General features: G+C 62.4%; 14 protein-coding genes. 5 read left to right on the forward strand and 9 right to left on the reverse strand.

What is annotated here, in order from left to right:
- Positions 1-54: 54 nt before the first annotated feature.
- The 4 genes from thrS to ACR9ZN_RS33245 all read right to left on the reverse strand — a co-directional run bounded on the left by thrS (position 55) and on the right by ACR9ZN_RS33245 (position 3,388).
- Complete coding sequence (thrS, locus tag ACR9ZN_RS33230; RefSeq protein ID WP_481274224.1) at positions 55-2,004, reverse strand: threonine--tRNA ligase; 1,950 nt, start codon at positions 2,002-2,004, stop codon at positions 55-57.
- A 63-nt stretch (positions 2,005-2,067) separates the two neighbouring features.
- Positions 2,068-2,367 carry a membrane protein insertion efficiency factor YidD gene (gene yidD / locus ACR9ZN_RS33235; RefSeq protein ID WP_441772633.1) on the reverse strand — a complete coding sequence of 100 codons (300 nt, stop codon included), beginning with the start codon at positions 2,365-2,367 and terminating at the stop codon, positions 2,068-2,070.
- A 43-nt stretch (positions 2,368-2,410) separates the two neighbouring features.
- Positions 2,411-2,740, reverse strand: a complete 330-nt coding sequence (locus tag ACR9ZN_RS33240) for a hypothetical protein (protein ID WP_481274225.1) — start codon at positions 2,738-2,740, stop codon at positions 2,411-2,413.
- Between the two features lie 204 nt (positions 2,741-2,944).
- Positions 2,945-3,388: an iron-sulfur cluster assembly scaffold protein gene (locus ACR9ZN_RS33245; RefSeq protein WP_441772631.1), complete on the reverse strand. Its 444-nt coding sequence runs from the start codon at positions 3,386-3,388 to the stop codon at positions 2,945-2,947.
- A 146-nt stretch (positions 3,389-3,534) separates the two neighbouring features.
- On the opposite strand from ACR9ZN_RS33245, the gene folE reads away from it, so the two are divergent.
- The 3 genes from folE to hisI all read left to right on the forward strand — a co-directional run bounded on the left by folE (position 3,535) and on the right by hisI (position 6,444).
- Positions 3,535-4,182, forward strand: a complete 648-nt coding sequence (gene folE, locus ACR9ZN_RS33250) for a GTP cyclohydrolase I FolE (RefSeq protein WP_434955860.1) — start codon at positions 3,535-3,537, stop codon at positions 4,180-4,182.
- A 251-nt stretch (positions 4,183-4,433) separates the two neighbouring features.
- The gene (locus tag ACR9ZN_RS33255; RefSeq protein ID WP_481274226.1) at positions 4,434-5,963 is read left to right on the forward strand and encodes an NADP-dependent glyceraldehyde-3-phosphate dehydrogenase; all 1,530 of its coding nucleotides are present in this window, start codon (positions 4,434-4,436) and stop codon (positions 5,961-5,963) included.
- 70 nt (positions 5,964-6,033) lie between these two features.
- Positions 6,034-6,444 (forward strand): phosphoribosyl-AMP cyclohydrolase, encoded by a 411-nt coding sequence (gene hisI, locus ACR9ZN_RS33260; protein WP_454813478.1) that lies wholly within the window; start codon positions 6,034-6,036, stop codon positions 6,442-6,444.
- A 28-nt stretch (positions 6,445-6,472) separates the two neighbouring features.
- Here hisI and ACR9ZN_RS33265 read toward each other — a convergent pair whose 3' ends face one another.
- The 3 genes from ACR9ZN_RS33265 to ACR9ZN_RS33275 all read right to left on the reverse strand — a co-directional run bounded on the left by ACR9ZN_RS33265 (position 6,473) and on the right by ACR9ZN_RS33275 (position 8,637).
- Positions 6,473-6,808 carry an ArsR/SmtB family transcription factor gene (locus ACR9ZN_RS33265; RefSeq protein ID WP_454813479.1) on the reverse strand — a complete coding sequence of 112 codons (336 nt, stop codon included), beginning with the start codon at positions 6,806-6,808 and terminating at the stop codon, positions 6,473-6,475.
- 2 nt (positions 6,809-6,810) lie between these two features.
- Positions 6,811-7,257, reverse strand: a complete 447-nt coding sequence (locus tag ACR9ZN_RS33270) for an SRPBCC family protein (protein ID WP_441772627.1) — start codon at positions 7,255-7,257, stop codon at positions 6,811-6,813.
- 78 nt (positions 7,258-7,335) lie between these two features.
- Positions 7,336-8,637, reverse strand: coding sequence for an MFS transporter (locus ACR9ZN_RS33275; RefSeq protein ID WP_454813480.1), 1,302 nt, complete (start codon positions 8,635-8,637; stop codon positions 7,336-7,338).
- A gap of 111 nt (positions 8,638-8,748) precedes the next feature.
- Between ACR9ZN_RS33275 and ACR9ZN_RS33280 the strand changes: the two genes are divergently transcribed.
- Both ACR9ZN_RS33280 and ACR9ZN_RS33285 read left to right on the forward strand, forming a co-directional pair.
- The gene (locus ACR9ZN_RS33280) at positions 8,749-9,351 is read left to right on the forward strand and encodes a class I SAM-dependent methyltransferase (protein WP_481274227.1); all 603 of its coding nucleotides are present in this window, start codon (positions 8,749-8,751) and stop codon (positions 9,349-9,351) included.
- Positions 9,352-9,513: 162 nt separating this feature from the next.
- Complete coding sequence (locus ACR9ZN_RS33285) at positions 9,514-10,410, forward strand: cation diffusion facilitator family transporter (protein WP_434955867.1); 897 nt, start codon at positions 9,514-9,516, stop codon at positions 10,408-10,410.
- 15 nt (positions 10,411-10,425) lie between these two features.
- Here the strand turns inward: ACR9ZN_RS33285 and ACR9ZN_RS33290 are convergent, their stop codons facing one another.
- Positions 10,426-10,902 (reverse strand): DUF2867 domain-containing protein, encoded by a 477-nt coding sequence (locus ACR9ZN_RS33290; protein ID WP_481274228.1) that lies wholly within the window; start codon positions 10,900-10,902, stop codon positions 10,426-10,428.
- A 116-nt stretch (positions 10,903-11,018) separates the two neighbouring features.
- Entirely contained in the window at positions 11,019-11,723 is a 705-nt protein-coding gene (locus ACR9ZN_RS33295) for a L,D-transpeptidase (RefSeq protein WP_441772625.1), read from the reverse strand.
- Positions 11,724-11,843: the final 120 nt, after the last annotated feature.

An 11,843-nucleotide genomic window follows, 5' to 3' on the forward strand; every position in this document is an offset into this window, starting at 1 on the left:
GCGCCGGCCCGCAGGCCGACGCCCATTGCACAAGGGAGGGAGTGTCCCTCCGATTTAGCGCCGCAGATCCGGCGGGGTCGCTTCCTTGACCAGTTCAGTGATCGCTTCCTCGAGCGGCAGGACCGACTGGGCCTGCGAGCCGAGACGGCGGATCGAGACGGTGCGTTCAGCCCCTTCCTTCTTGCCGAGGGCGAAGATCACCGGGGTCTTGGCGAGGGAATGCTCGCGCACCTTGTAGTTGATCTTCTCGTTGCGCAGGTCGATTTCCGCGCGTAGTCCCGCCGCCCGCAAGGCAGCGACGACTTCCTGGGCATAGTCGTCGGCGTCCGAGGTGATGGTGCACACCATTACCTGTTCGGGAGCCAGCCAGAGCGGGAAATGCCCGGCATGGTTCTCGATCAGGATGCCGAGGAAGCGCTCCATCGAGCCGCAGATGGCGCGGTGGATCATCACCGGTGTCTTCTTCTCACCGTCCGAATCCACGAAGAAGGCGCCGAAGCGCTCCGGCAGGTTGAAATCGACCTGCGTGGTGCCGCACTGCCATTCGCGGCCGATGGCGTCCTTCAGGGTGTATTCGAATTTCGGCCCGTAGAAGGCGCCTTCGCCGGGATTGATGCCGGTCTTGATCTGGTTCGACTGCGCCTGGATGGTGTCGAGCACCTTCATCATCACGTCTTCGGCTCGGTCCCACAATTCGTCCGAACCGACGCGCTTCTCCGGCCGGGTGGAGAGCTTGATCGTAATCTCGCTGAAGCCGAAATCGGCATATGTCGACAGGATGAGATCATTGATCTTCAGGCATTCGGCAGCCATCTGCTCGTCGGTGCAGAAGATATGGGCATCGTCCTGGGTGAAGCCGCGCACGCGCATCAGGCCGTGCAGGGCACCCGAGGGCTCATAGCGGTGCACCGCGCCGAATTCGGCCAGGCGCATGGGCAGGTCGCGATAGGACTTCAGGCCGTGCTTGAAGATCAGCAGGTGCCCCGGGCAGTTCATCGGCTTGATGGCGAAGACGCGCTCGTCCTCGGTCTCGTCGCCGGCCGACTTCGCCATGAACATGTTTTCGCGATACCAGCCCCAATGGCCGGAGATTTCCCACAGATGTTTGTCGAGCAGCTGGGGCGCGTTGACCTCCTTGTAGTCGGCCTTCAGGCGCCGGCGCATATAGGCGATCAGCTCCTGGAATATTGTCCAGCCCTTGCCGTGCCAGAATACCACGCCAGGGCCTTCCTCCTGGAAATGGAACAGGTCCATCTCTCGGCCCAGGCGGCGATGGTCGCGCTTTTCGGCTTCCTCGATCTGCTTGAGATAGAGGTCGAGCTCCTCCTGGTTGCGCCAGGCGGTGGCATAGATGCGGGTCAGCATCGGATTGTTGCTGTCGCCGCGCCAATAGGCGCCGGCCACCTTCATCAGCTTGAAGGCGGTGCCGATCTGGCCGGTCGAGACCATATGCGGGCCGCGGCAAAGATCGAACCAGTTGTCCTGGTAGTAGATCTTCAAATCCTGGTCGGCGGGGATGGCCTCGACCAGCTCGACCTTGAACTTCTCGCCCTTGTCGGCGAAGACCTGCTTGGCCTTGTCACGGCTCCAGATTTCGCGGGTGAAGGGCGCGTTGCGCGCGATGATTTCGCGCATCTTCGCTTCGATCTCCGGGAAATCCTCCGAAGAGAAGGGCTCGGCGCGGTAGAAGTCGTAATAGAAGCCGTTCTCGATCACCGGGCCGATGGTGACCTGGGTGTCGGGCCAGAGCGACTGCACGGCCTCGGCCATGACATGCGCGGCATCGTGGCGGATCAGCTCCAGCGCTTCCGGGCTCTCGCGGGTGACGATCTCGATGCGGGCATCCGCGCCGATCTCCTCGGCGAGGTCGGTCAGTACCCCGTCGAGCTTCATGGCGATGGATTTCTTGGCCAGCGATTTGGAGATGCCCTCGGCAACGGCCTTGCCGGTCACGCCGGCATCGTAGGAACGCTGATTGCCATCGGGGAAAGTCAAAACAGGCATATGTGTCTCCGGGCTCACTCCTGCCAACCAAGCAGGTAAGCGATTTCAGGTGATAAAGAGGGCTTACTGGCCCTCGTCGCAGGTAAAAGGCCGCCGGCGGCCATAGCGCCACGGTCTATACCAGCTCGTGTCGGCGGGCAATCGTTCCGGCACGGGATCGAGGCCCGAGCTGCCCCAGGGATGGCAGCGGCAGATGCGGAACACCCCCATCCAGCCGCCCGCCCATACGCCGTGGCGCTCGATCGCCTCGTCCGCATATTCCGAGCAGCTCGGGAAATAGCGGCATTGCCGCCCGATCAGAGCCGACAGCGTGACCTGGTAGGTCCTGATGACGAGATGTGCGGCAGTGCGAGGCCAGGTCATGACGAGATGCGACAGGGGTGACGGCCTCCAGCCGGAAGCGGAATCAAAGTTCGAGGGCGATATCGGTCTGGAAGGTCTCGACGATCTCGATCATGCGCCGGACCTGGTCGAAGGCCGATTGCAGCCTTTCCTCCAGTTCGATGAGCTCGTTGAGGGAAGTGACGGTAAACTTGGTCCCGCGCAGGAATTCGCTGCGCTTGAGCGACAGGCTGCGGTCGGCCCAGATCGACTTATAGGCGAGTACGAGTTCGTCGGGATAACCCTTGAACAAGGCGGTGAGATCCTTGTCCGTCTCGATGCGGTTATGAACCTCGAACTTCTTGCCGCCGATCAGCCCCGACTTGACGTTTCGCCGCAGGATTAGTTTCAACATGGGCGCCCCCGTCCTTACCTAAACGCGATGCTCATTTCCGGAAAAACCGGCAAGTTCAAGAGCAGAATGGGGCTTTTCCGTCACAATTCGCAAGGGGCAGGGTAAGCCCTGTGGCAGCGGGCGTTCTCGCCTGCACCTTTCTTTTACGCAAACGCGGCGTTTTCCAAGAGCAGGCGAGGACGCCTGCGATCCCGGGAAACTGCGCTATTCCGCCGCTTTGCTCTTGGCCTCGATACTGTCGAAGGCCGAGACGACGGCGTCGAAAGTGAGCAAGGTAGAGGCGTGGCGGGCCTTGAAATCACGCACCGGTTCCAGCACGGCAGCCTCGGCGAAACGGCCCTCCGGAGGCGGGCCATTCTCCTTGAGCATGCGGCGCATGGTCTCGCGCGCCTGCCGCAATTCATCACCGCTTGCACCGATGATGTTGCGGGCCATGATGGAGGAGGAGGCCTGTCCGAGGGCGCAGGCCTTCACGATATGGGCGAAATCAGCGACCTTGCCGCCTTCTACCGCCAGCTCCACCGAGACGGTGGAACCGCATAATTTGGAATGGGCGGTGGCTGCGGCATCTGCGCGCGGCAGATGGCCGATACGCGGAATATTGGCTGCCAATTCGAGGATACGTTTATTATAGACATCGTCGAGCATGGGTGGACGCTTGATTGTATGCGCTTCGCTCTCACCTATATAGGCATGAATGGGTCGGTTGGGGAGGGGTGCTCTCCAGACCGGTATGATCTAAACCCGCAAGGCCGATTGTGAGCAATCTGCCTTGGCGGTGGGAGTAGCTGTTGATGGATGCACTGGTGGATAAGCCTGCGGCCAAACTGGAACGAGATGACGTCGCCCGCGCCCCTATGCCTCGCCCGTCACGCAAGGAGGCCGAAGCCGCCGTGCGGACGCTGATCCAGTGGGCCGGTGACGATCCGGATCGCGAAGGCCTGATCGACACGCCCAAGCGGGTGGTTAAGGCTTGGCGCGAGATGTTCAAGGGCTATGAGCACGATGCCGGCGAAGAACTCGACACCGTCTTCGAGGAAGTCGGCGGCTATGATGACATGGTGCTGGTACGGGACATCCCCTTCTATTCGCATTGCGAACACCATATCGTGCCGATCATGGGCCACGCCCATATCGCCTATTATCCCAGCGGCGGCGTGGTCGGCCTGTCCAAGCTCGCACGCGTGGTCGAGATTTATGCCCGCCGCCTGCAGACGCAGGAGCATCTGACCGCCAACGTCACCCAGGCCATCGAGGAACGCCTCAAGCCGCGGGGACTGGCCGTGATGCTGGAAGCCGAGCATATGTGCATGGCCATGCGCGGCATCCAGAAGCAGGGCGTTTCCACGGTGACAACTGGCTTCACCGGCGTCTTCAAGTCTGAGCCGCAGCAGCAGATGCACTTCCTGTCCCTGGTACAGCGCGCCTACAAGGCACGCTGAGCGACAACTGGCTGCCTGGGCTGCTCGTCACGGCGGCGCAGTTCTGCGGTCGAGCGTCTTATTCCCTTTATGAGTTGTGCTGCACGCTGGAACGCGTGTGGCATGGATAGTGCAGGGGATGGGGCAGCCATGTCTCGAAGGAGAAGCGATGATGCCGCAGTCGACTGAGCTCAAGACTTCTGTTCCCGCAGGCCGGGGATATTCCTGCCGAGTTCCGTCTTCCAGGCGAGATCCACCAGGATCGCGTGCTGGTGAACGGACAATTGCTGGCATGGACCGGCGAGAAGCAGAGCGTGATCTCGCCCATTCACCTGCGCGATGGGGAAGGACGGTTGCTGCCGGTCACCCTCGGCTCGATTCCGGTCGGCGGCATCCCGGAAGCCGATGCCGCACTGGCCGCCGCGGTCGGCGCTTATGACAATGGCCGCGGCGCCTGGCCGACGATGCGGGTCGCCGATCGCATCACCTGCATGCTGGATTTCATCCGCCAGATGGTGGCGCGCCGCAGTGAGATCGTGCGCCTGATCATGTGGGAGATCGCCAAGTCATTGCCGGATGCCGAGAAGGAATTCGATCGCACCGTCGACTATATGCGCGCCACTGTCGATGCCGTGCGCAACCTCGATAATGAGAATTCACGTTTCCAGATCGTCGAAGGCACCATCGGCCAGATCCGCCGCACGCCCCTTGGCGTCGTCTTGTGCATGGGGCCCTACAATTACCCTCTGAACGAGACCTTTGCCACGCTGATCCCGGCCCTGATCATGGGCAACACGCTGGTGTTCAAGCCGCCGCGCTTCGGCGTCCTTCTGTTCGAGCCGTTGCTGGAAGCTTTCCGCAGTGCTTTCCCGCCCGGCGTGGTCAACTTCGTCTACGGCAAGGGCGCGGAAATCGTGCCGCATCTGCTGGAATCGGGGAAGGTGAATGCGCTTACCCTGATCGGCTCCAGCAAGGTTGCCGATCACCTCAAGAAGCTGCATCCCAAGGCCAACCGGCTGCGCGCAATTCTCGGCCTTGATGCCAAGAATGCCGCGATCGTCCTGGCCGATGCCGACTTGGAACTGGCAGTGAAGGAATGCCTTGCGGGTGCGCTGTCCTTCAACGGCCAGCGCTGCACGGCGCTGAAGATGCTGATCGTGCACCGTTCCATCGTCGATCGTTTCCTGGAACGCTTCACCGAGGAGCTTGCCAAGCTCAAGATCGGTATGCCCTGGGACAAGGGCGTCAGCATCACGCCACTGCCTGACAGGGCCAAAGCCGAGTACATGATGGCCTGCGTCGAGGACGCCGTGGCCAAGGGCGCCAGGGTGGTCAATGCCGGCGGCGGGGATGAGGTGGCAACGTTGTTCCGGCCGGCCGTGGTCTATCCTGTCGCCGAAGGCATGAAGCTCTATCGCGAGGAGCAGTTCGGGCCGATCGTGCCGGTGATGCCCTTTGACGACATCGAGACGGCGCTCGATTATGTCATCACCTCCGAGCATGGCCAGCAGGTCAGCATCTTTTCCACCAGCGCGGATGACATCGGCACCCTGGTGGATCCGCTGGTGAACCAGGTCTGCCGGGTCAACATCAACTGCCAGTGCCAGCGCGGGCCGGATGTCTTCCCGTTCACCGGCCGCAAGGATTCGGCCGAGGGGACGCTGTCGGTCACCGACGCGCTGCGTTCCTTCTCGATCCGCTCGATGATCGCCGCCAAGCAGACCGAGCCCAGCAAGAAATTGCTTGACGAGATCACGCGCAGCCACAAGTCGAAGTTCATCCATACGGACTTCATCTTTTAGGGCCCTGGATCGAGGGCCCAGGATCTTCCAGGATCCAAGCCTAGTCCACATCTGTCCCCAGAGTAGAACCATGAGCACCTCGTTTCCCCCGCCCGGCGACAAGGCCTCCCTTGAGGAGGGCCTCGTCTTCACGCCGAAATTCGACCGCGACGGCCTGATCACTGTGGTGACGCTCGGCGCCGAGCATGGCGAGGTGCTGATGGTCGCGCATATGAATGCGGAGTCTCTGGGCCGCACCCTGGAGACTGGCGAGGCCTGGTACTGGTCACGCTCGCGCCAGGCTCTCTGGCGCAAGGGCGAGACTTCCGGTCAGTTGCAGCGTGTGGTGGAGTTGCGTACCGATTGCGATCAGGACGCCCTGATCATGCGCGTGGAAGTCGGCGGTGATGGCGGCTGTTGCCACACCGGCCGCCATTCCTGCTTCTACCGCGTGGTGAAGAGCGAAGAGGGCGGGCCGGCGCGGCTGGTGATAGCGGAGTAGTGGCCATTGGCCGGGCAACCAGCGACCGTCACTTTTCCACCAGCGCCTTGAGGCGCCCGAGTGCGTCGTCCCATTGAACGGCAACTTCCTCAAGATAGGCCTGCGCCGCGACGATGGGCTCGGGCCGATAGGCGAACTGGGTCTCGCGCCCGATACGCAGGCTCGAAACAAGCCCGGCCATTTCGAGCACATGCAGGTGCTTGGTGATCGCCTGGCGTGTCAGGCTCGTGTCAAGGGACAGCCTGGCAATCGACTGGGTCTGGCCGCTGCTCAGTCTTTTGAGCAGCGACAGACGGGTCGGATCTCCCAATGCCGCGAAGATGGCGGCGGGGTTCGATGGGGTGGCAAGGTCAGCTGTCGACATGATCAGCCGCCGATATGGGCCTTGATGTTTTTCATCTGTTCGGCCCAGCCGCCGTCATTCATGCGGAAGGCTTCGGCACGGCGGTGGGCGGGAATGGCGCCGAAGCCGGATTCAGTCACGCTGAGATGGGTTCCCGTCCCCTCCGGGCGCAGATGAAATTCCACCAGTGTCGGCTTCTCGTTTGAATAGTCGACGTCCGGATCGACGGCATAGGGATGCCAAGTGAACGAGAACAGGCGGGGCTCGTCCATGTTGACGACCTTGGCTTCCCAGACGACATGTTCATAGCCGGGATAGGTGATATGGCCGCGCGAGATCTGGCCGGGCACAAAAGGCCCGTCCAGCTTGACCCGGAACCATGTGCCGAATTCCTCGTGATTGGTCAGGGCCTGCCATACACGGTCGATGGGCGCGTTCAGCTCGATGGTCTTTTCAATACGATCTGACATAATTGCAACCTCCTGGTTGCGCATATATGTCAGATCGCGCCGTCTTATGCAACCATTTGGTTGCTTATTCGCAAATTTTCAGCCGCCCCGCTTCATGCTGAACACGGCCATGAAGCTGATGACCGCCGCAACGCTGACATAATAGCCGACCCAGGGCAGGCCGCCCTTCTGCAGCAGGATCTGAGCCAGATAGGGCGCGAGCGAGGCACCCAGGATGCCGCCGAGATTATAGGCACTGGAGGCGCCGGTGTAGCGCACCTTGGTGGGGAAGAGGTCGGGAAGCAGGGCTCCGAGCGGCGCAAAGGTCAGCCCCATCAGGGCGAGCGAAAGCGACAGGAAGGCGAGGACCTCGAAGCTATTGCCGCTGCCGAGCAGGACGGGCAGGCACAAGCCCGACAAGGCCGCCAGGGCACTGGAGATCAACAGGACGGGACGTGCGCCGAAGCGGTCGGAAAGCGCGGCGGAGATCGGCGTGGCAATCGCCATGAAGATGACGGCGACGCAGAGCAGGCCGAGAAAGTCGCTGCGCGAAATATGCAGCGTGTTGACGCCATAGCCCAGGGCAAAGACGGTGGAGATGTAGAACAGGGCGTAGCACACCACGATGGCGAGAGAGCCCTGGATCAGCGGTACCCAATGGTCCCTGAGCACTTCGAGCAAGGGCACCTCGACGCGCTCGTTGCGGGCCATGGCTTCGCGGAATTCCGGCGTTTCGCTGATGGAGACGCGCAGATAGAGGCCGATGGCCACCAGCGCGGCGCTGATCAGGAAGGGAATGCGCCAGCCCCAGGAGAGGAAGCTCGCTTCGTCGAGGAACATCAGCAGGACGAGGAACAGGCCATTGGCCATGAAGAAGCCGATCGGAGGCCCGAGCTGGGGGAACATGCCGAACCAGGAGCGTCGCCCCGGGGGAGCGTTCTCGGTCGCGAGCAGGGCCGCACCGCCCCATTCGCCGCCAAGACCGATGCCCTGGCCGAAACGCAGGATGCACAGCAGCAAGGGGGCCAGGAAGCCGGCCTGTTCATAGGTCGGCAGCGCGCCGATCAGCGTGGTCGACAGACCCATCACCAGCATGGACGCCACCAGCGTCGATTTGCGGCCGATGCGATCGCCGAAATGGCCGAACAGGATGGAGCCGATGGGGCGGGCCAGGAAGGCGATACCGAAGGTGAGGAAGGCGTTGAGTGCCTGCGAACCGGGCGCGGTCGACGGAAAGAAGGTCTGCCCGATCACCAGGGCGGCGGCCGTTCCGTAGATGTAGAAATCGTAGAACTCGATCGTGGTGCCCACCAGGCTCGCCAGAACGATGCGGCCGATTCCACCCGGCGCTGTCTGGGTGCTGGAGCCCCCAGCAGAGCTGGCTTCCGCGTTTCCTGCCATGTTATTTTCCGTCTATTAATTGTGAAATATCGCGAGGGACCTGATTCGGCAGAAGGGCCGAAGCATTCGCGTTATCGCGCCGGGCGCGAGGAAGTGAAACAGGAAACGTAGATGCCTGCCAAAGATGATGTGACGATCGCTTTCTATGCTGAACAGGCGAGTGCCTATACCACGCGGGGACAAGTGGCACAGAAACATCGCCTGGATCAGTTTCTGTCTCATGTCGCTCCGGGCGGATCCGTCTTGGAACTTGGCTGTGGCGCTGGACAGGACAGCGAATACATGCTGGCGCGCGGCTTCGACGTCACGCCGACTGATGGCACGCGGGAAATTGCGCATGCGGCAGCCGTGCGGCTAGGCCGGCTGGTCGATGTCCTGCTGTTCGAGGATATCGAGGCGCGTGAAGCCTATGACGGCGTCTGGGCCAATGCCTGCCTGCTCCATGTGCCGCGTGCGAACCTGTCCGCGATCATTGGCAGGATCCACCGGGCCTTGAAGCCCGGCGGGGTTTTCCACGCCAGCTTCAAGGCTGGCAAAGCGGAGGGCAGAGATCAGTTCGACCGCTATTACAATTATCCCTCGGCCGACTGGCTTGAGCAGACCTATCGGCCCGGCCCCTGGGAGAGCGTCGGGATCGAGGCCGCCAAGGGCGGCGGTTATGACAACAAGCCGACCGACTGGCTCTATGTCCTGGCGCGCAAGTCGATGCCCTGATCAGGCCGAAAAACCTTGCCGTTCGGGATGGTTCAGCAGCGGTCGCAGCAGCGATAGCCCAGGCTATACTATTTGCTCTGGCCTTACGGCAGCTCATCGGAGTAGGGAGCTGCCTTTAGCGGAGGCCTTTGCGAAGGCCGTGCGCATGAACCGGGAACCATCATGAACCGCGCCCAGAAAGCCGCCCTTGCCAGTGCCGGCGTCGGCCTTGTCGTCCTCGCGCTCAAATTCGGCGCCTATTGGCTGACGGGCTCGCTGGCGCTCTATTCGGATGCCCTGGAGAGCATCATCAACGTGGTTGCGGCTGGCGCAGCTTTCATCGCCCTGCGCGTGGCCTCCAAGCCTGCGGATGGCGGCCATCCCTATGGTCACCACAAGGCCGAATATTTCTCCGCCGTGATCGAGGGCGTGCTGATCGTGCTGGCGGCGATCCTGATCCTGGTCAAGGCCTATGACGGCATTCTCGCCCCCAAGCCGTTGGAAACACCGGTGCTGGGCCTGGCGGTGAATGCTGTGGCGACCGCGATCAATCTCGGCTGGGCGGTGACGCTGCTGCGCTGGGGCCGGGCGTGGCGCTCGCCCGCCCTCGTCGCCGATGGCCGGCATGTGATGACCGACGTCTGGTCGTCCGGCGGCGTCCTGATCGGCGTTGCCCTCGTCGCCGTGACGGGCTGGCTCATTCTCGACCCGATCCTGGCGGCGATCGTCGCCGTCAATATTCTGTGGTCGGGCTGGGTGATGATCCGCGATTCCGTATCCAGCCTGATGGATGCCTCCGCGCCCCCCGAGATCCTCGACCAGATCGCCAAGATCATCGCCACCCACAGCGAAGGCGCCCAGGAGGCGCATGATGTCAGGACCCGCCAGGTTGGCAGTGTCGTCTTCGTCGATTTCCACCTGGTGGTGCAGGGCTCGATGTCGGTGACCGAGTCGCACGCCATCTGCGACCGCATCGAACTCGCGCTCCGGCAGGAGATCGAAGGCGCTCGGGTGACCATCCATGTCGAGCCGGAGGAGAAGGCCAAGCATAAGGGCGTGCCCGTCCTGCTGGCTTCCTGAGGCAAGCACCCGCGATCAGGCCTCGCATGCCTGCCGCAGCATGGCGCGCACGATCACCCGGTGGAAAGGCAGCACGGCGGCAAGATAGGCGCGCCCGAGACGATTATGGGTGAGGACGAGCGTGGTCAGTGTGACGCGCTGACGCTCCGAGATCCTGGATATGTCGACGACCACCCGAAAGTCGAGATGGCTGTCGTCGAAGCCGGCGACCAGTCGGTCCGGCGTCTGGCTGAGGACGGGAAAGATGCCGAGGACACCCAGGCCTGACGGTGAGGATGGCGGGCGGGTGTGCAGGCCGAAGGGAGCGACGACGAGGTTCCTGAGAGCCAGAAGGGTGGCGATCCAGCGCGGCGAGCGGGCCATGATACGCTCAGCGGCTCGCCTTGCGTCGAGTTTCGGCGGGGCCATGTCCAGCGCATAGGCGTCGGCGAATTGGGCACCGGGAAGAAGGCGGGCGAGGCCCGCATCGGGATCGACGGCGATGGTATCCATGGAAACGATGCTCCACGCGCTCCGGCAGGATCTCGGCAGAACGGAGCGATGAGGCGGAGTATAGAGCCGTTGAGGACTGCGGGCGCGTGCCGTGATGCCGCACGCACCCGCAAATCTCAGACCATGTCGGGCAGGGGGGCTTCTTCCGGAGCCGGCGCCGAAGGCAGCACGATGACCTTGGTGCCGGTAGGCACGCGGTTATAGAGGTCGATGATGTCCTGGTTCATCAGGCGGACGCAGCCCGAGGACACCTTGGTGCCGATGGTGGCCGGATTGGTGGTGCCGTGCAGGCGATAGAGTGTGTCGCGGCCGTCGCGGTAGAGATAGAGCGCGCGGGCACCGAGCGGGTTCTCGACCCCGCCGGGCATGCCGTTGCGATAGGGTTCGTTCAACTCGGGATCGCGGCGGATCATGTCGGGCGTCGGGGTCCAGCGTGGCCATTCGGCCTTGCGGGAGATGGTGGCCTCGCCCTGGAAATTGAACGCCTCGGTCTTGCCGACGCCGACGCCATAGCGGATCGCCCGGCCGTTTTCCTGGACGAGATAGAGGAAACGCTGGTTGGGATCGACGACGATGGTTCCGGGCTGCTCGGCGGTCTCATAGGGGACCTCACGGCGCCAATATTTCGGCGGCACCTTGGCTAGGTTCACAGGCTGGACGGGAAAACGATCATCCTCGATGCCTCCGTAGAGGGACACATAGTAAGGATCAGGTGTATAGGCGGCCTGCTGCAAATTGGCATTTCTCTGGCCGCTTCTCGTTGCGCAACTTGCAAGAAAAAGTGGTGCACCCAGAAGAAGTATGCGTCGCGTCAGTATCATTTCAACCCCGAATATCCAGTGCCGTGTACCAATGGCAGCTATGAGCCAGCAAATCTGAGGAGCGGTTGCTCCAATGAATTGGGGCGATAGAGGCGCATTGCGGCAGGATTGCGCACCGAA

It is taken from the genome of Labrys sp. HAY1-8F (assembly GCF_056754975.1).